Origin of the sequence: Bacillus sp. NTK034 (genome assembly GCF_017303275.1) — a bacterium.
Taxonomy (GTDB): Bacteria; Bacillota; Bacilli; order Bacillales; family Cytobacillaceae; genus Cytobacillus.
The window spans coordinates 35281-53838 of record NZ_JAFKOJ010000018.1; the positions used below are offsets into that span (position 1 = coordinate 35281).

Sequence of the window (18558 nt, forward strand, 5' to 3'; positions counted from 1 at the left end):
CAATATGAGTACCATTCAATTAAGTATTGAGGAACTAATTTTTGCATTTTATAGTGAAGGATTATATGAAGAAGGAATATCTATGAAAGAGACGTATTTTCCTTCACTTCAAGATTCCGAATTGAAGTTAATGCTGGAATTTGCGGCTCGCTCTTTGCTGGCAAAAGATATGGCCGTAGAGGTTAATAATCAATATAGATTAAAAGAGAACTATAAGGCTCATATTAATATTCTTAGTAATGCGGAGAAGACGGTTAAAGCTTCTAGATTTGATTTAAAGTTCGAAGGGGAAGAAAACATATCTTTTCATTTTGGAAATGGGGAAGTTTATCTTCATAAGTTATTGCATGACCATCAAGTACATTATATTACCAAATTCACACCAGAAAATATAATAACAAGTATTAAAGGTTTCTTCAATATTAGCAAGCTGCCTTTACAGGATGAAGTGCTTTTTAGTTTGAAGAATGAAGAATTTGAAGAATTCCTAGGTGATATGAGTGAATCGGATTCGTTGTCTGAATCTACTGCTCAAAAGTGGGAAAATAGGGTTAATGGTTCTTTCTCATTTGAGTTTTTAAAAGATATTTCCAATAGAAAAGGAAGAATGGATAGCTTACTTAGTCTTAAATATGACTCTGCAAAAAATCCCGATTTAATTGACCTAATTTTTATTGTTCCCGGAAAATTGGACTTCTGGATGATTACAAGAGACGATAACTTAGATTTAAATATTCAAAGGGCAAACGAGACATCTATTAGAAACCTATTATTTAACAATTCTGTCCAAGGAGGAATTCCTCTTGTCCATGATTGAGAAAAAAGGAGAAGCTGTATTAATAAAAAGTTCTAAGTTCATGTATGTATGGATGTTTTTAGCTACAGTAGGATTTTTACTTGCATGTATCTTCTTAATTACACATGGACTGAAATTTAATTCTAAATATTCTTTCCTCTATCTTGGCGGAGGAATCGTATTATCTCCCTTCTATCTTTATTTGACTATTTGGAGTCTGCCTGGATTAATGCCAGGAAAGGTTTTGTTTAAAATACTCCCGGGAGAAAAAGGAACAGTTAATGCTAAAAAAGATACGGTACCTATAAGTAGTATTCGAGATATTAATTTAGTAAGAAACCCTTTAAATTTAATCAATGACATTGTTATTGAAACATTCAATGATAAAAAGATAAAAATTAGAACATATAATCTTCTTGGGGACTTAGATTATGAAATGATTGTAGATCAATACATTTATCCATATATGACTGAAAATGCAAAAAAGGTTTGGGATCGAAAGGTAGATCTTGAACGTCTTCGTAATGTGGCAAGATACGAGAGAAAAGAACCTAAAATTGAATAAGATAAATTGAATCTGTTTAACAAGTCCTCTCATAAGAGAGGGCTTTCTCAAGGGGCGGAAAAGAAGTGATTCCTTTTATTTTTCTCAAATCTAAAGGGGGATTATTATATATCGATGGTTCAAGACAAAGATCATATAACAATAAAGAGTTCAAACATCATGTATATTTTGGTGTCTCTTGCTACTGTAGGTTTTTTAATAGCATGTATCTTTCTAATTGTTCACGGATTGAAGTTTGACTCTAAATATTCTTTATTCTATCTTGGCGGAGGAATAATTTTCACTCCTTTTTATCTCTACATCACACTTTGGAATTTACCAGGCCTAATCCCGGGTAAAATCTTGCTATCCATTATACCCGGAGAAAATGGTGTGATTAAATCAAAAAAAGGCATTGTTCCAATTAAGGATATACGAAGCATTGATCTTGTAAGGAATCCAATAAATTTAATTAATGATATTGTTATTGAAACCTTCAATGATAAAAAAATGAAAATTCGCACGTATAACCTGATTGGTGATTTTCGCTATCAGATAATAGTTGACCAATATATATATCCTTATATGACTGAAAATGCAAAAAAAGTTTGGGATCGAAAAATAAACTTGGATACTCTTCGGCATCAAGCTAATTATGAGAGGTAAGAACCAAAGGAAGAATAATGATTTTTGTGTGAATCTCTCTTCTTTAGTTTCTCTGCCTGGTCCCAAAGGGGTGAGTATTGTTTGTCAATGGTTCAGAAAAAAGGGGATGCAGTTATTATAAAAGGCTCCAAATTTTATTATGTATTAATGTTTCTAGCCACGGCAGGATTTTTAATTGCATGCATTTTTCTAATTATACATGGATTAAAATTTAATTCTAAATACTCCTTATTCTATCTTGGCGGAGGGATAATATTTACCCCTTTTTATTTCTATATCACACTCTGGAGTCTGCCAGGTTTTATTCCAGGAAAGGTTTTGCTAAAAGTTGTTCCCAGAGAGAACGGAACAGTTATTGCCCCAAAATGCCTTGTTTTAATAAAGAACATCCGAAATATTGATTTGATAAGAAATCCATTAAACCTTATAAACGATATTGTTATTGAAACCTTCGATGATAAAAAAATAAAGATTCGCACCTATAATCTCTTGGATGATGGTGATTTTCAGGTGATTGTTGATCAATACATTTTTCCTTATATGACTGACAATGCCAGGAAAGTATGGGATCGGAAAATCGATCTGGATAAGTTAAGAGAAGAAGATAACTATGTTAGGCAGGAACATAGGATTTAGTAAAGCTTGTCTAAGTTTTTGATAATTACTTTGAATTTAGGAACTGTAATGCAGCTCTTTAAGGGTCAACCCCTATAAAGAGCTTTTGTTTTGAGATTAGCCCTCTCTCCCCTATCGGAAGGAGAATAATATGAAAAATTTAATCGCCTTTGCAGCAGTATTTCTGATTTGGACATTACTCTCTTTAATGCTGACCGGGATAGATATACCAATTCCAAGTTCTTATATTGCTCTAATGATTACAGCAAATGCTATTTTTGCCTTTTTCTCTATTTTCGCTCAGAAACTAGTTATTATCCTTTATGAAGTGAATGTGTATGAACATCCTAGGACTTTTCTTGACTATTGTTTTAAGTATATTGCTATTATCACCTCAGGTATAAATTATCATATTCAAAATTTGTTAAATAGACTCCCTCTCATTCTTAATAAATTGGCATCTGTATCTTTCTTTATCTTTCTTTTCTTTACGGGGTTCGGAGTGTTTGCTGTTTTTAATTAATACAAGTAGTTAATAATCTGGGGAGGGAAAAGAGATCTTGACTGCAAAAGAGGAACAAAAGAAATTCTCATTAAAGAAAGGATTCTCATTTTTTTGGAAAAGTAATCTGGTGTTATTTATAGCTATCATATTCCTCTATACAAACAAATCGAGCTGGAGTGAAGAAGGGGGTTCAGTTCTTTTGGTTTTGGCTTTGATGTGGGGAGTGCTCATTTTATTATTATCCATAATTGATGGCATAAAGTCCAAGAGTGCTGAGTCTCTGAAACTTTAAGGGATAACGTACGTATGTAAATTTAGAATTAATGAAACAAAAAGGAGGACCCCATGCCAAAGAAAAGCCCCATCACCCTATTGATGATAGTATTAACCAGCTTCCTCTTCCTCTCAGCCTGCAGCAGCTCAGAAAGCAGTTCAGAGGCAAAAGCAGAGAAAAAGGAAGAAGACAAATATGAAAAACTGGTTAAAGAGAAAAACAAGGAACTCGAGCTTGAACCTCTGGAGCTGACTTCTTACAGTGAGGAAGTCGGAGCGGCTATGAAGAATCCGGAATATAAGGAGTTTGCTGCAAATGGCCAGGTGGCTGTGCAGGGAGAGGTTGAGAAGTACTCAGAGCTAAAATCAGACTATGCCTGGATTAAGGTTCGTTCCACAGAGGATGGACCGGCAGGGAACGATCTTGAATATTACACACCCATCAAAGAAGGGAAGTTCAAGCAGAGTATCCGCTTTTTTAATGGGGAAGGCGAGTATAAGGTAACCGTACAGCTTCCAAGCACGGATAGTAAGAATTACTATTACGATCTTGCCTCGTTCACTATCCACAATGTGAATCCAAATGCAGAACGGGATATGACATATACTCCGTTTGGCCAGGAGGCAGAACTGGTACTGGATATTGAATCAAGCTATATAAAAGGCAATGAAGTATTCAATTTAAAAGGGGAAGCAGGAAGCCTGTCAGACAGCGATACGATCATGCTTAAGCTGAATAAGGAATCGGATATGTGGAAGCATGTCATTCCGCTTAAGGACGGCAAGTTCTCTTATGAGGTGCCTTTATTCTATGGAAAAGGACTTCACGAGCTTGAGGTGCTTGTTCCTGACAAGGAAAGGGAAAATTATTATCAGACGGCAGCAACTATCTTAATAGACAATGAGTCAGATAGGACAATGAGCCCTATCGAATATTCTAAAACGTATGAGGAGCGGGGAGTGGCGCTTGAGTATCCTCAATATGGCGGTGAGGAATCGGATGGTGTTTTTACTGTCAAAGGAAAAATTGATCCGCAGGCAGAATTCGGGCCTGAAACCGATCATATTTACATTACCACTAAAAAGGGTGAGGATGAAGCACTGGATGTTATCCCAGTAGAAGACTTCACATTTGATGATTCGTTTTACTTAAGATTCGGCCCGGGCACATATGAAGTCACACTAAGTGTGCCGGAAATCAAAGAAGAGAACAGTGATTATTTTCGTTACTATGGATTTGCCAAGTTTGAGGTGGAGTCAACAGGCGGGGATAAGCGGGACCTTCTGCCTTCAAGAGGCGTCCAGTCAGATGCACCGCAAATTACTGAATTGGCGAAAGAACTGACAGAAGGCATAAGCAGTGAAAGGGAAAAAGCGAAGGCCGTCTATGATTATGTCGCGAAAACCATTTCATATGATGTGAATAAGCTTGAAACAGATGATTTCAGCTGGGATGATAGTGCACTCAAAACACTGGATTCCAAAACGGGCGTATGCCAGGATTATTCGTATCTTGCCATTGCCCTGCTGCGGGCCAGCAATATGGAAGCCCGTTTTGTCGAAGGGACTGCTTTCGGCGGATTTTGGCCGCAGAAGCATGCATGGGTGGAAGTGAAAGTGGATGGAAGCTGGCTTACTATGGATCCTACATGGGGGGCGGGATATATTAAAGATGATAAATTCGTGGCAGCTTTCAATGAAAAATACTTTGATCCGAATAAAGAAGAGTTTGAAAAAACACATAACCGCACAGGTGTATCCTATTAATTGTTATAAAGTCACGGGCTTGTTCCTGTGGCTTTTTTTTCAATATTTGGCCGATTTTTTCAAATGGGTGGAAATTATATCGAAAGACCCTTCAATAAATATTCTGAAAATTATAAAATCAAACTGACTGGACTTCCGTCCGGATCTCCTTTAAGGAGGGGAAAAGCTTGATAAAACAAATGGCAGGAGTGATCTTTTGTATGATGCTGATTTTCCCTGGTATGGTGAAGGCTGGCGGTTTTGGCGGTGATGACAGTGGAACTCCGGGTTATTGGTATGCTGGAGAAGCGCCTTCAAGCATTGATCCTTCCAAATCACCTCTTGTGTTTGTACACGGCTATAACAATTCATCAGCTGTCTGGCATGAAGGGAATGATATGTATGAAGTGGCTTTGGCAAATGGGTATGAAACAGCATTCATTGACCTTCATCATGACCGTGATATGTGGACGAATGGTGCAATTCTGGCTGAAAAGCTTCAAGAAATCTACCATCATTTCGGTGAAAAGAAGCTTGCAGTTATCGGCTATAGCAAAGGCGGGGTGGATATTCAGACAGCGCTTGTTCATTACAGTGCCCACCCATATGTATCAAATGTTATCTCCCTATCCTCCCCCCATCATGGCACCCAGCTCGCAGATCTGGCTCACAGCAGCGCGGCCTGGTGGCTTGCTGCCCTCCTTGGCAACAATAATGAAGCAACCGAATCCCTGCAGACAGGTAATATGCAACATTTTCGAAGCCTTACAGATTCCCATCAGAATGCTGAAAAAAATCGATATTATACACTTGGCGGCACTAAATGGGGTTCATTTGGCAGTGCATCATATTGGGGAGGCTTATATCTGAGCCAGTATGGAAAAAGCGATGGCGTCGTTACGGCGGTTAATTCCCGCTTGCCAGGAGCATCCGTTGTTCAGGAAGGCAGCTGGAATCATACAACCATCCGGGAAGGATCCCATACATTTCCGGTGTTCAGGCCCTATACCTCTATCACTCAGCCTGCTGCGGGTTTCTCATCAGCACGCTCTGAATCCGCTGCCAGACAGCCTGGCACTCATTCCATTGTAAAAGGCGGAAAAGCTGTCAATGCAATAAGTGAACAGTTTACCGTGGAGGAAAATGTAGAATCCATGACTGTTTCTTTTTTAAGTGAAAAGAATTTGCCCGATTTAATATTGATCAGTCCGGATGGCAAGGAATATAAAACGAAAAAAGTGTATCAGGAAGAATCCGAGTTTTTCAAAGGAGCATGGGTTCATCCGTTTGAAATAGATTATCCTAAAGCTGGAAACTGGGTGTTAAAGGCTCCGGCAAATGCTTCATACCTATACACTATTGCACTGGACAGCCCGTTAAATGATAAAATTCTGGGAAAGTCTGCGAAAAGCCATATAGCCTTTAATACAAAATGGATCCTATTCGGGTTTGATCCTTCAGGGAAAAAACTGAAGCAAAAAGCCAAAGGAGAAAAGGCTGGCCTCATGATCGAAAGCGATTTTACACAGGAAGGTGTATACAATGTGACAACAGAAGTAAAAGGACAGACTGAAAATGGCAAGCCGTTTGAAAGAACCATCATTGAATCTTTCTATGTAGATCAAAGTGGAAAACGATATAAGTAATGTAATGTATTTTGACTGCTGAGAAGCAGTCTTTTTTTTATTGAAAACCCAGGGATAAGGGAGAATCATCCTAAGAAAAACACAGGAGTTTCTAACGCGACAGCGAATATATAATAGGTTAGAATTAAATTCAGGGTAATGTAAATTAATGGAATGCGAGATATAGATAAAGGGGAGAGATTTCACATGGATAGAAATCAAATGCACCCTGCAATTGAGAGGGTATTAGGAAATATTGAAAAAGTCATGATCGGCAAACGGGATGTCGCAGAATTAAGCTTAGTGGCACTTTTAGCGGAAGGCCATGTTTTGCTCGAGGATGTGCCGGGTGTCGGGAAAACGATGATGGTGCGTGCACTGGCTAAATCAGTCGGAGCCGCATTTAAGCGCATCCAGTTCACGCCTGATTTGCTGCCTTCAGATGTGACAGGTGTATCCATCTATAATCCGAAGGAAATGGAATTTCAGTTCAGGCCGGGCCCCATTATGGGCAATATTATTTTAGCAGATGAAATCAACAGAACCTCTCCCAAGACGCAATCTGCTCTTCTTGAAGGGATGGAAGAAAGCAGCGTAACCATCGACGGAGTGACACATCGCCTTGAGAAACCCTTTTTCGTTATGGCGACGCAAAATCCGATCGAGTATGAAGGAACTTATCCGCTTCCGGAAGCTCAGCTGGACCGATTCCTGTTAAAAATGAAAATGGGCTATCCTGATATCGCTGATGAGATGGAGGTCCTGAATCGGGCACAGCGGATTCCGCCGATAGAAGATCTGGAATCTGTAATAGATTTAACTGAATTGCGCTCACTCCAGCAAGAAATTAAAGAAGTGCATGTCGATCAGACGATTAAACGCTATATTGTGGAAATTGCCAATCAGACCAGAAACCACAGCAGTGTGTATTTAGGGGCAAGCCCCCGCGGTTCGATTGCTTTAATGAAAGCAGCCCAGGCTTACGCATTCATGTATGGCCGCGATTATGTTCTTCCGGATGATATTCAGTATTTGGCGCCTGCTGTTTTTGTCCACCGGATTATTTTAAGGTCTGAGGCGAAATTCGAGGGTATTACCGCTGAAGAAGTAGTAGAACGGGTCATTGCCAGGGTTTCTGTTCCAGTACAAAGGTTAGTGAAGTAAAATGAAACAGCTGTTAAATACACTGAAAGGTGTCTGGAAGCTGATTGTGTTATTTTTGCTTATTCTGTTCGCCTTTTCATATGCGATGTTTCAGGGCGGGTTTGTAAGCTGGTTTTTGTTTTACAGCTTTCTTCCTTTTGCTCTTTACGCACTTGGCTTGTCGTTTTATTCTTTAAACGACTTTGAGGTGGAGCGTATCCTGCCAAAAGCAGAATTCAATGCAGGTGAACAGGCAGTTATTACCTTGAAGATTACCAGAAGAACAGCTTTTCCTCTGTTGTATCTGGTCATAGAGGATGAGATGAGTGAACAGCTGCAGCATGCCAGGAAATCAAACGAGGCAAAGCGTTTTTTATTTTCTGGGTTTCAGAAGGAAATGTCCCTTCAATACAGGATTAACAGCCTGCCGAGGGGTGAGCATTTTTTTGCCTCCATCCGTATGAAAACAGGTGATTTGCTCGGTTTAATAGAAAAAGAAAGGCAAGCCCCTGCTGAGAGCCGGATGATTGTCTACCCGGCATATGAGGAAATCATTTATAAGCCTATGGCGCATCATTATGATCAGGGAATGACTGCTTCAAAAGAGCGGGTGCAAAGGGATACTTCCATGGCCATCGGCATTAGGGAGTATCAGCCGGGAGACAGATTCTCCTGGATTAACTGGAAAGCTACTGCTAAGCGCAATGATATTATGACCAAAGAATTTGAACAAAGGCAATCGCATGACGTCTATATCCTCATGGATTGTGCACCGGATAGCCGATTTGAGGCCATCGTTTCGTTTACAGCCTCCATGGTAAGGGCGATTCTTCGCAAAGGAGCACAGACTGGGTTTTTGACCTCTGCAGCAACGCGGACAGCTTTTCCAATCAGAGGCGGTGAAGCACACCAGCTTCAGCTGTTCTATCATTTGGCAAAAATAAAGGATGATTCTGCAGCTGCAGTGGACCGGGTTCTTGAAGCAGAGCATTTTCTTTTGCAGCAGAACAGTCAGCTGATGGTTGTTACAGGGCAATTAACAAAAGCGCTTATAGAGAAAGCCGGGTTTTTCACGTCCAAGAAAGGGGTTGTATCTATATTTTTAATAAAAAATGAGGATGAATCTCCTTCCGGGGATGAGCTACTGCTCAAAACCTCCGCCAATGCCAGGGGAATCCGGGTAGTTCTGGTTCATAACGGACAGTTTGCAGATGTGTTTTCGGGGGTGAACAAGTGATGAGTTCTCCAAAGGTACCGAAAGATTTTGCCTCGTTTCTTCTTTATGTTCTGGGCTTTTTCTTATTATGGGAATGGCTGCGTCCGGTTGAAGAGCTTACGGACACATCTAATGTCATTGTTTTCCTCGTGTTCCTTATACTATCGCTTCTGCTGGCTTTTTTCAGTGTTGGCCTTGTTTTAAGCGGTTTTATAAAGGTGCTTTATATTCTCTATGAACTGCATTATTTGTACTTTGAGGGATCCTTTTTCCAATTTTCATGGATATCCGTATTTGCATCGGACATGGTGCACAACTTTGGTTTAATAGCTGATAGAGAATGGCCTGGCATGACAAATCTATTCAGAAGCCTTCTCTTTTTCATTCTGCTATGGCTGATGACTTATTTGATTCAGTACTGGCTGATCAATCGCAGGCGGATTTTCATTTTCTTTTTCATGACACTCATTTATATAAGTGTATTGGATACCTTTACGCCTTACACGGCAGACGCGGCGATTGTCAGGACAGTTATTGCGGGCTTTGCGGTTATGGGCATCTTAACGTTCAACCGTCTCCTGGATCAGGAGGGGTTGAAGAAAGAAGCTTCCCTGTCGCGCAAATGGATGATTCCGCTGACCGCTCTGATCGCTCTGAGTACCGGCTTAGGGTTTGCAGCACCTAAGGCAGAACCGATTTGGCCCGATCCTGTTCCGTTTATTAAGTCCTATGGACAAAATAGCGGCGGTGATGGCCCGGGTATTCAGAAAATCGGCTATGGTGAAGATGATTCCCGTCTTGGTGGCCCTTTTATTGGAGATAACGCTGTGGTCTTCAGGGCGGAAGTGGAGTCCCGCCATTACTGGAAGGTGGAAACAAAAGATGCATATACAGGCAAAGGATGGATTACATCCCAGGCTGAAGGAGAATATCTTCCGTTTGGAATGGGAGAAGAAATTCCGGTTACATCCTTCATCGATAACGATGCAATTGAAACCACTGAAGAAGTAAGCTCCGTTTATACTTTTATGAATTACCCTCATGTTGTGTATCCATTAGGGGTAAATAGTATTAAAGCTTCGCAGTTCATTACCTATGAGCTGGAAACGGCCACTGAAAAAATACGGACATTGGATGGCGGACGGCCATCTGCATTGGAAGAATATAAGTTAGGCTTCGAGGTGCCTGAATACAGTGTGACTGCAATGAAGGAAGCCGGGGCAAACGCGGAATCACTGCCTGAAGAATTTATGGCGCGATATACACAGCTGCCTGAAGAATTGCCTGAAAGAGTCAGGGAACTTGCTCTGGAAATTACTCAAGAGAAACCGGACTGGTTTGAAAAAGCAAGGGAGCTTGAGAGGTATTTCCGAAGGGCAGAATTTACCTACAGCCAGACAGACGTAGCTGTTCCAGATGAAAATGAGGACTATGTGGACCAGTTTTTATTTGATACCAAGCAGGGATATTGCGACAATTTCTCCTCCTCCATGGTGGTAATGGCCAGATCCATTGGATTGCCGGCAAGGTGGGTTAAGGGCTATACAGAGGGAGAATTCAAGCAATCATTAGGGTCTGGTCTTCGCTTGTTTGAGGTAACAAATAACAATGCCCATTCATGGGTGGAAATCTATTTCCCTGAAATGGGCTGGGTTCCATTTGAACCAACTCAGGGGTTCAATAATAATGTACAATTTAACTTTGACAACGCAGGCCAAAATACGAGCCAGCCGGAAGCGGAAAAGCCAAACGAGACTGAGGCTCCTGTTAAGCCGGACATGCCTGATGAAGCATCGGCAGAAAAATCGCCGTTTTCGGTAAAAGAGCTTTGGGACAATCTGGGAGCTTTCTTAAAAGATAATTGGAAAGTAGTCGCAGCAGCGATATTGGCAGCAGGTGTGCTTGTTTTCGTGCTTTTCCAGAAGAGGGGAAAATGGATGCCGCATTATTTTATCTGGAGATTTAAAAAGACAAATAATGATGAGCATTTTCCTAAAGCTTATCTTATTCTTTTAAAAGAATTGGACCGGTACGGGCTAAAGCGGAAAAAGGGCCAAACCTTAAGGGAGTATGCCAAATATATAGACAGCTTTTTCTCAACAAAGGAAATGAGCAGGCTGACAGCCCACTACGAAGAACTTGTTTACAGGGGAGTTCTAAAAGAAGGAAGCTGGAATGACACGAAAGAATTGTGGGAAAATTTAATTAAAAAGACAATAGCTTGACCGGGATTTGGGGCTGTTGTTACAATAGGCAAATAAGACAGCGGCATATTGTTCGGATTTTGCCGAGTATTACAATTAAATCATGCAACCTTCATATATCCTCGATAATATGGTTCGAAAGTCTCTACCGGATCGCCGTAAATGATCTGACTATGAAGGCAGAAGAAGCTTTTTGCTATACGTGAAAACCGAAATTCTGCCTTCACTTTTTTTTGTGGAGAAAGAGTTCCGGTTTTTTTTATTGGCCAGCTTCTGGCTGGCAGTTATATGAGTTGCAAAGAAATTATATTTTGACTAGATATTTTACCTGCAGGAGAGAAGACTAAAAGTAAAATAACAAATTTAATGAGGTGAACAGTGTGACGGGGAAAACAGAACTTCAAAATCAAGAAATGATCGTAGTACTGGACTTTGGGAGCCAGTACAATCAGTTAATCACACGCAGAATCCGTGAGTTTGGCGTATACAGTGAGCTGCATCCGCATACGATTACAGCTGCGGAAATCAAAGAAATGAATCCAAAAGGGATTATTTTCTCTGGCGGTCCCAACAGTGTTTACGGCGAAAATGCTTTCCGCTGTGATGAAGAAATTTTTGAACTGGGCTTGCCGATTTTCGGAATCTGCTATGGCATGCAGCTGATGACTATGCATTTTGATGGTAAAGTAGAACCTGCGAAACACCGTGAATACGGAAAGGCGATCATGAAAATTGAAAATGAATCCAAGTTGTTTACAGATCTGCCTAGAGAACAGACGGTCTGGATGAGCCATGGCGATCTTGTCGTAGAGGCTCCCGCTGGTTTTACAGTGGATGGTACAAATCCATCATGCCCGATTGCAGCTATGAGCAATGAAGAGCGCGGTTTATACGCTGTTCAATTCCACCCTGAGGTTCGCCATTCAGTTCACGGAAATGATATGCTGAAAAACTTTGTGTTCGGCGTTTGCGGCTGTACAGGCGATTGGTCAATGGAAAACTTCATTGAGATTGAAATGGAGAAGATCCGCCAGGAAGTTGGAGATAAAAAGGTTCTTTGTGCATTGAGCGGCGGTGTTGATTCATCTGTTGTTGCCGTCCTTATTCATAAAGCAATTGGCGATCAGCTAACCTGTATTTTCGTGGATCACGGCCTGCTGAGAAAAGATGAAGCAGAAGGCGTCATGAAGACATTTGCTGATGGATTCAATATGAATGTAATTAAAGTGGATGCCCAGGAACGCTTTATGAATAAGCTTAAAGGGGTTAGCGATCCTGAACAAAAGCGTAAAATCATCGGCAATGAATTTATCTATGTATTCGATGATGAAGCAGCCAAGCTTGAAGGCATTGATTTCCTTGCACAGGGAACACTTTATACGGATATTATTGAAAGTGGAACAGCAACTGCTCAAACGATTAAATCTCATCACAATGTAGGCGGGCTTCCTGAAGATATGCAATTCAAGCTGATCGAACCGCTTAACACTCTGTTTAAAGATGAGGTGCGTGCGTTGGGAACGGAGCTTGGCATTCCGGATGAAATCGTTTGGAGACAGCCATTCCCTGGTCCGGGACTAGGTATCCGCGTACTTGGGGAAATCTCAGAAGATAAGCTTGAAATTGTGCGCGAGTCTGATGCCATACTGCGCGAGGAAATTCAAAAGGCAGGGCTTGATCGCGACATTTGGCAATACTTCACGGTTCTTCCTGATATCCGCAGTGTCGGTGTAATGGGAGATGCCCGAACTTATGATTATACTATTGGAATCCGTGCGGTTACTTCCATTGACGGTATGACTTCTGACTGGGCACGTATCCCATGGGATGTACTGGAGATTATTTCAACTAGGATCGTTAATGAAGTATCGCATGTCAACAGAGTGGTTTACGATATTACGAGCAAGCCGCCTGCAACAATCGAGTGGGAATAAAATACGAACATTAAGAAAATGCGGACATGAAAATGTTCGCTTTTTCTATTGACTAGGACTTTTTGAGGTGCTATGATAAAGAAGAATTAAATATGTCGTTTTACGTCGTATAATATTGGGGATATGGCCCAAAAGTTTCTACCGAGCTACCGTAAATAGCTTGACTACGAGGTAAGTGCAGATAGGGATGTTTTTTGCCATTATTCTTCTTTGTTTTCCCCTATTGCAAGCACGAGCCCAGTTGTCAATGCTCCGGTAGTCAACCCGGAGTTTTTTTTATTGAAAAAAATAAAGACAGCCAATAGGGGGAAGAGAAATGAAGAAGTACTTCCAGTTTGAAGAACTTGGTACTAACTACCGTCGTGAATTTATCGGCGGACTTACAACTTTTTTAGCAATGGCTTATATCTTGGTCGTTAATCCGATTACTTTATCGTTAATGGATATACCAGATTTGCCGGATGCCATGAGAATGGACTATGGTGCAGTATTCGTGGCGACAGCAGTAGCTGCGGCAATTGGATCACTATTGATGGGGGTACTGGCCAGGTATCCGATTGCGCTTGCTCCCGGTATGGGATTAAATGCATTTTTTGCTTATACTGTTGTATTAACGATGGGAATTCCTTGGCAGCATGCACTAGGCGGGGTTCTTATCTCAGGGATTATCTTTATCCTTTTATCACTTTCAGGTTTGCGTGAAAAAATCATTAACTCGATTCCTGCAGAATTGAAGTATGCGGTCAGTGCCGGAATCGGTTTGTTTATTACATTTGTCGGCGCTCAGAGTGCAGGGCTGATTGTCAATAATGATGCAGTTCTCGTTGGATTAGGCGATTTTACTGATGGGAATGTGCTTCTGGCTATTTTCGGGATTATCATAACAGTTATTCTCATGACAAAAGGAATGAATGGCGGAATTTTTATAGGAATGGTAATCACGACTGTTGTTGGAATGATTGCCGGCCTGATTGATGTTCCAGGAAAGGTTGTTGATTCCGTGCCAAGTGTAGCTCCAACGTTTGGAGCGGCATTCGGGGCATATAGCGACCCTTCATTCTTCTCAACAAGCATGCTGGTCGTTGTTCTGACATTCCTATTCGTTGACTTCTTTGATACAGCGGGTACTTTAGTGGGTGTTGCCAACCAGGCAGGCCTAATGAAGGAGAATAAGTTGCCGCGTGCAGGTAAAGCACTTCTGGCTGACTCAACAGCAACAGTAGTAGGCGCGATATTCGGAACATCAACGACAACTTCATTCATTGAGTCTTCATCAGGGGTTGCGGCAGGTGCGAGAACAGGATTTGCATCGATTGTAACAGCGGGATTCTTCCTGTTATCATTATTCTTCTTTCCTCTATTAGAGGTTATAACTTCTGCAGTGACTGCTCCGGCGCTCATCATTGTCGGTGTACTGATGGTTGCTTCATTAGGCAACATTGATTGGACAAAGTTTGAAATTGCAGTTCCAGCCTTCCTTACTATTATTGCAATGCCATTAACTTACAGTATCGCAACAGGAATCGCAATCGGATTCATTTTTTATCCAATTACCATGATTGTAAAAGGGAGAATAAAAGAGATTCACCCAATCATGTATGTGCTGTTCGTCATATTTGTTTTGTATTTCATTTTCCTAAAGTAATATTATGGATTGGGCCCGCTTGGATGCGGGTCTCTTTATTTTATTCAAATCAATCCGTTGACTTCCCGGACAGGCTTTAATACCATGAGAGTACATTTGTTTAATGGGCGGGGAGAAGAGAATGGGTGAGTATAAGGTTAAAAAAGTGCTTAATAATAATGTCCTCATTGGCAGCCACGAGTCATTTGGAGAAGTCGTTCTTATCGGCAAGGGGATTGGCTTCAGCCGGAAGTCTGGCCAGCCAATCGACTCTGCTTTGGTTGAAAAGCTCTTTGTGCTTAAAAATGAAAAAGAGCAGGAGAATTATATTAAACTGATGCCTTTTGTGGATAATGAATTGCTTGAAACGATTATCTCCTCGATTCAATTGATTAAACAGAGGGCGAACTCCATGCTTAATGAACATATTCATGTTGCGCTAACCGATCACTTGATGTTTGCGATAACTCGTCTGAAAAAAGGGATGGAAATGAAAAATCCTTTTCTTGTTGAGACTAAGACACTCTACCCATTTGAATACGAAATTGCCAGCGAAGTTGTAAACCTTATAGGACAGCGAACCGGCATCTATTTGCCTCAAGGGGAGATCGGGTTCATTGCCCTTCATGTTCACAGTGCTGTGATGAACCGCGATTTATCCGAAGTCAATCAGCATTCTCAGCTGGTAACCCATCTAGTGAATATGATTGAAGAACAGCTGGACATTAAAATTGATAAAGACAGTATCGATTATATGAGGCTTGTCCGCCATATCCGATTCACCATTGAACGGGTTAACAAAGGCGAGGTGGTTGAAGAACCGGAAAAAATAACTTCCCTCTTGAAAGAAGAATATCCGGTGTGCTACAATCTCTCTTGGAAGCTCATTAAAGTAATGCAGCAATCATTAAAAAAACCAGTCTTTAATGCAGAAGCTGTTTATCTGACAATGCATCTGCAGAGGCTTCAAAAGAAAATAAATTAATTTCGATACTATCTTGTCAAGAAACAGGCAAGTCTTTACGTGTTACTGATTCGATCAGGCATGAGTGAAGAAAGGTAATTGAATTTAGGTAAATAGGGTATGATACCCTTGTATACACCTGAATTCTATCCTTTTTTTCCTCATGCCTTTTTTATTTTTTTAATGCTTGCCGCTATTAAATGAAAACGCTTAATGAGTAAAAAACTTTAGGGGGTTAACATATGTTTAAGAAAATATTTGGCGTCCTGCAAAAAGTCGGAAAAGCCTTAATGCTTCCAGTAGCATTACTGCCGGCAGCGGGTATACTGCTCGCTATCGGGGCGGCTTTGCAAAATCCGGCACTGCTTGAGCTGGCTCCATTCCTGGATAACAGCGGAGTTGAAATCGTTGCTCAGGTTATGCAAAAAGCAGGAGATATCGTCTTTGCCAACCTGCCTGTTCTATTTGCAGTTGGTGTAGCTGTTGGTTTGGCAGGCGGTGAAGGTGTAGCCGCACTTGCTGCCATCATCGGCTATCTAATTATGAATGTGACAATGGGAACGGCTGCAGGAATTACTGCAGAGGATGTAAATGGGCTTAATTATGCGAACATCTTAGGAATCCCAACTCTGCAGACAGGTGTATTCGGCGGTATCATTGTTGGTATTATCGCTGCTGCATTATATAACAAGTTTTTTGAAATCGAACTTCCATCCTATTTGGGATTCTTTGCCGGAAAGCGTTTTGTTCCAATTATTACGGCTGCAACATCTGTAGTACTTGGTTTGCTGATGCTGGTTATCTGGCCGCCAATCCAGGAAGGGTTAAATGCTTTCTCTCAAAACATGGTTCATGCGAACTTGACTCTATCCGCGTTTATTTTTGGATTAATTGAACGCTCATTGATTCCTTTTGGTCTTCATCACATTTTCTACTCTCCATTCTGGTATGAATTTGGACAGTATGTAACGAATGCAGGGGAAACGGTTCGCGGTGATCAGCGTATTTTCATGGCTCAAATCAGTGACAATGTACAAAACCTTACTGCAGGTACATTTATGACTGGTAAATTCCCGTTCATGATGTTTGGTCTTCCTGCAGCTGCATTAGCAATTTATCATGAAGCACGCCCCGAAAAGAAAGTAGTAGTCGGAGGCCTTATGGCATCTGCTGCGTTAACTTCTTTCTTAACAGGTATTACAGAGCCGCTGGAGTTCTCATTCTTATTCGTGGCTCCTATCCTGTTTGCGGTTCACGCAGTGTTTGCAGGTCTGTCATTCATGACCATGCATCTCCTGGATGTGAAAATAGGCATGACTTTCTCAGGCGGTTTGATTGACTATATTTTATTCGGTTTAATCAACCCTCAGACAAATGCCTGGATTGTCATTCCGGTTGGATTAGTATTTGCTGTAATCTATTACTTTGGCTTCCGATTTGCCATCCGCAAATTTAATTTAATGACCCCAGGCCGTGAAGAAGTAGAAGATGAAGAAACAGCTTCTTCAGGTAAAGGCGGAGATCTTCCATATGAAGTTCTTGATGCTATGGGCGGACAAGAAAACATCGCTCATCTTGATGCATGTATTACTCGTCTTCGTGTATCGGTAAACGATATTAAAAATGTAGATAAAGAACGATTGAAGAAACTTGGTGCATCTGGAGTACTGGAAGTAGGAAACAACATCCAGGCTATCTTTGGCCCGAGATCTGAAACAATCAAAGGTCAAATGAAAGATATCATGAGCGGCAAAAGACCGCGCACGGTTGAAAAAGCGCCAGAAGGCGGGGTTGAACAGCAAATTGAAGAAGTAAATCCTGAAGCTCTTCAGACAGAGCACAAGGAAGATCTTTTCATTTCACCGATCAAAGGAGAAATCAAACCAATCACAGAAGTACCTGATGCTGTATTCTCGGGTAAAATGATGGGCGATGGTTTTGCGATTGTACCTGCAGAAGGAACTGTTGTATCACCGGTGGATGGGAAAATCGTTAACATGTTCCCGACAAAGCATGCAATCGGCATCCTTTCAGATTCAGGCCGAGAAATCCTTATCCATGTAGGTATTGATACAGTAAACCTGAAAGGACAGGGATTTGAAGCATTAGTTGCTGAAAATGACCGTGTAGAAGCAGGGCAGCCATTGTTGAAAGTGGATCTTAATTATATCGAGAAAAATGCAACTTCTATCATCACGCCAATCGTATTCACAAACCTTCAACAGGGTGAAGGGATCAAGATTAATAAGCCAGGCGCTGTTGACCTTAAAGAAAAAGATATCATTGTCATCTCCAAATAGTAATATATAATATAGAAGAAACCAGCTGTATTTTAAGCAGCTGGTTTCTTTTGATTTAAATGCATAATAAAATCTTTTTTGTTTTTTTTGAATAACTTGTTGACCTTCTGGGCAATAGGTGATATTATAGAAAAACAGTCGCTTGAGACGTTAACAAGATTTTAAAGTTTTAAAAAAGTTGTTGACGAAGTGATTGAGAAATGATATATTAATAAAGTCGCTTCTGAGCGGCGCATTGATCTTTGAAAACTGAACGAACAAAAACGTCAACGTTAATTCTTTAGTCTTTTTTTGAAAAGACAATTTATGAGCTTAATCAACTCTTATATGGAGAGTTTGATCCTGGCTCAGGACGAACGCTGGCGGCGTGCCTAATACATGCAAGTCGAGCGGACAGATGGGA

General features: G+C 41.0%; 14 protein-coding genes, 1 rRNA gene and 2 riboswitches. All 15 genes read left to right on the plus strand.

The features are described 5' to 3' along the window. The first annotated feature begins 4 nt into the window (after window positions 1–4). Window positions 5–817: a hypothetical protein gene (locus tag JI665_RS27350; protein WP_206845985.1), complete on the plus strand. Its 813-nt coding sequence runs from the start codon at window positions 5–7 to the stop codon at window positions 815–817. Continuing rightward, complete coding sequence (locus tag JI665_RS27355; RefSeq protein WP_206846005.1) at window positions 810–1361, plus strand: DUF5381 family protein; 552 nt, start codon at window positions 810–812, stop codon at window positions 1359–1361. Before JI665_RS27350 ends, JI665_RS27355 begins: the two co-directional genes overlap by 8 nt. Window positions 1362–1475: 114 nt before the next feature. Then, window positions 1476–2006, plus strand: coding sequence for a DUF5381 family protein (locus JI665_RS27360; RefSeq protein ID WP_206845986.1), 531 nt, complete (start codon window positions 1476–1478; stop codon window positions 2004–2006). An 87-nt stretch (window positions 2007–2093) separates the two neighbouring features. Next, window positions 2094–2642, plus strand: coding sequence for a DUF5381 family protein (locus JI665_RS27365; protein ID WP_206846006.1), 549 nt, complete (start codon window positions 2094–2096; stop codon window positions 2640–2642). A gap of 130 nt (window positions 2643–2772) precedes the next feature. After that, entirely contained in the window at window positions 2773–3144 is a 372-nt protein-coding gene (locus tag JI665_RS27370) for a hypothetical protein (protein ID WP_206845987.1), read from the plus strand. 327 nt (window positions 3145–3471) lie between these two features. Continuing rightward, window positions 3472–5166, plus strand: coding sequence for a transglutaminase domain-containing protein (locus JI665_RS27375; RefSeq protein WP_206845989.1), 1695 nt, complete (start codon window positions 3472–3474; stop codon window positions 5164–5166). 167 nt (window positions 5167–5333) lie between these two features. Then, window positions 5334–6791, plus strand: coding sequence for an esterase/lipase family protein (locus tag JI665_RS27380; RefSeq protein ID WP_206845990.1), 1458 nt, complete (start codon window positions 5334–5336; stop codon window positions 6789–6791). Window positions 6792–6977: 186 nt separating this feature from the next. Next, entirely contained in the window at window positions 6978–7934 is a 957-nt protein-coding gene (locus JI665_RS27385; RefSeq protein ID WP_206845992.1) for an AAA family ATPase, read from the plus strand. Between the two features lies 1 nt (window position 7935). Beyond that, the gene (locus JI665_RS27390; protein WP_206845994.1) at window positions 7936–9150 is read left to right on the plus strand and encodes a DUF58 domain-containing protein; all 1215 of its coding nucleotides are present in this window, start codon (window positions 7936–7938) and stop codon (window positions 9148–9150) included. Then, window positions 9150–11354: a transglutaminase TgpA family protein gene (locus JI665_RS27395; protein WP_206845995.1), complete on the plus strand. Its 2205-nt coding sequence runs from the start codon at window positions 9150–9152 to the stop codon at window positions 11352–11354. Before JI665_RS27390 ends, JI665_RS27395 begins: the two co-directional genes overlap by 1 nt. Before the next feature lie 71 nt (window positions 11355–11425). Beyond that, a riboswitch (purine riboswitch) is annotated at window positions 11426–11527 on the plus strand. A 219-nt stretch (window positions 11528–11746) separates the two neighbouring features. Next, window positions 11747–13267 carry a glutamine-hydrolyzing GMP synthase gene (gene guaA, locus JI665_RS27400; protein ID WP_206846007.1) on the plus strand — a complete coding sequence of 507 codons (1521 nt, stop codon included), beginning with the start codon at window positions 11747–11749 and terminating at the stop codon, window positions 13265–13267. Between the two features lie 85 nt (window positions 13268–13352). Then, window positions 13353–13454: riboswitch (purine riboswitch) on the plus strand. 129 nt (window positions 13455–13583) lie between these two features. Continuing rightward, a complete protein-coding gene (locus tag JI665_RS27405; protein WP_206845996.1) occupies window positions 13584–14912 on the plus strand; it encodes an NCS2 family permease in 1329 nt (442 codons plus the stop codon). Window positions 14913–15033: 121 nt separating this feature from the next. Next, window positions 15034–15876, plus strand: a complete 843-nt coding sequence (glcT, locus tag JI665_RS27410) for a glucose PTS transporter transcription antiterminator GlcT (protein WP_206845999.1) — start codon at window positions 15034–15036, stop codon at window positions 15874–15876. A gap of 221 nt (window positions 15877–16097) precedes the next feature. Next, window positions 16098–18155: a glucose-specific PTS transporter subunit IIBC gene (ptsG, locus tag JI665_RS27415; RefSeq protein WP_206846001.1), complete on the plus strand. Its 2058-nt coding sequence runs from the start codon at window positions 16098–16100 to the stop codon at window positions 18153–18155. Window positions 18156–18479: 324 nt separating this feature from the next. Continuing rightward, window positions 18480–18558: ribosomal RNA gene (locus tag JI665_RS27420) — 16S ribosomal RNA — on the plus strand; the annotation flags it as partial.

Coding starts and splice junctions, on each gene's coding strand:
- JI665_RS27350 (WP_206845985.1), top strand. CDS start 5: ATGAGTACCATTCAATTAAGTATTGAGGAACTAATTTTTGCATTTTAT.
- JI665_RS27355 (WP_206846005.1), top strand. CDS start 810: ATGATTGAGAAAAAAGGAGAAGCTGTATTAATAAAAAGTTCTAAGTTC.
- JI665_RS27360 (WP_206845986.1), top strand. CDS start 1,476: ATGGTTCAAGACAAAGATCATATAACAATAAAGAGTTCAAACATCATG.
- JI665_RS27365 (WP_206846006.1), top strand. CDS start 2,094: ATGGTTCAGAAAAAAGGGGATGCAGTTATTATAAAAGGCTCCAAATTT.
- JI665_RS27370 (WP_206845987.1), top strand. CDS start 2,773: ATGAAAAATTTAATCGCCTTTGCAGCAGTATTTCTGATTTGGACATTA.
- JI665_RS27375 (WP_206845989.1), top strand. CDS start 3,472: ATGCCAAAGAAAAGCCCCATCACCCTATTGATGATAGTATTAACCAGC.
- JI665_RS27385 (WP_206845992.1), top strand. CDS start 6,978: ATGGATAGAAATCAAATGCACCCTGCAATTGAGAGGGTATTAGGAAAT.
- JI665_RS27390 (WP_206845994.1), top strand. CDS start 7,936: ATGAAACAGCTGTTAAATACACTGAAAGGTGTCTGGAAGCTGATTGTG.
- JI665_RS27395 (WP_206845995.1), top strand. CDS start 9,150: ATGAGTTCTCCAAAGGTACCGAAAGATTTTGCCTCGTTTCTTCTTTAT.
- guaA (WP_206846007.1), top strand. CDS start 11,747: ATGATCGTAGTACTGGACTTTGGGAGCCAGTACAATCAGTTAATCACA.
- JI665_RS27405 (WP_206845996.1), top strand. CDS start 13,584: ATGAAGAAGTACTTCCAGTTTGAAGAACTTGGTACTAACTACCGTCGT.
- glcT (WP_206845999.1), top strand. CDS start 15,034: ATGGGTGAGTATAAGGTTAAAAAAGTGCTTAATAATAATGTCCTCATT.
- ptsG (WP_206846001.1), top strand. CDS start 16,098: ATGTTTAAGAAAATATTTGGCGTCCTGCAAAAAGTCGGAAAAGCCTTA.